This window comes from Mesorhizobium sp. M7A.F.Ca.CA.002.09.1.1, from assembly GCF_003998555.1.
GTDB classification, from domain to species: Bacteria; Pseudomonadota; Alphaproteobacteria; order Rhizobiales; family Rhizobiaceae; genus Mesorhizobium; species Mesorhizobium ciceri.
The window spans coordinates 1-474 of the sequence record NZ_RZRR01001592.1 but is presented as its reverse complement, the minus strand read 5'-3'; the positions used below and the strand labels follow the sequence as shown (position 1 = coordinate 474).

General features: G+C 61.6%; 1 protein-coding gene. It reads left to right on the top strand.

Annotated features, from left to right (window positions below):
• A partial coding sequence (locus EN994_RS34830) for a VWA domain-containing protein (RefSeq protein WP_127308319.1) occupies window positions 1-474 on the top strand: 474 nt, incomplete at both ends.

Below are 474 nucleotides of genomic sequence, written 5' to 3'. Positions count from 1 at the left end.
TCCCGAAGGCGTGCGCATCGGCCAGCATGAAAGCCGCAACCGCCGCGCGGTGAAGGTCTGGGACAAGCGCGAGTTCAGGAATTTCGACGATGCCGTCGAACTCGGCACCCGCAACATCAAGATCGCGCTGAAACGCCTGCGTCGCTGGGTGCGCGAGGGCGCCGAGGAAGAGTTCGACCTGCCCGGAACCATCCACGCCACGGCCGAACACGGCTATCTCGACGTGCAGACGCGGCCAGAGCGGCGCAACGCGGTGAAGCTGTTGATGTTCTTCGATGTCGGCGGCTCGATGGACGACCACATCAAAAGCGTCGAGGAGCTGTTCTCGGCCGCCCGCGCCGAATTCCGCCAGCTCGAATATTTCTATTTCCACAACTGCCTCTATGAGGGCGTGTGGAAGGACAATCGCCGCAGGCATGCCGAGGTGATTCCGACCTTCGACCTGCTTCACAAATACGGTCCGGACTACAAGGT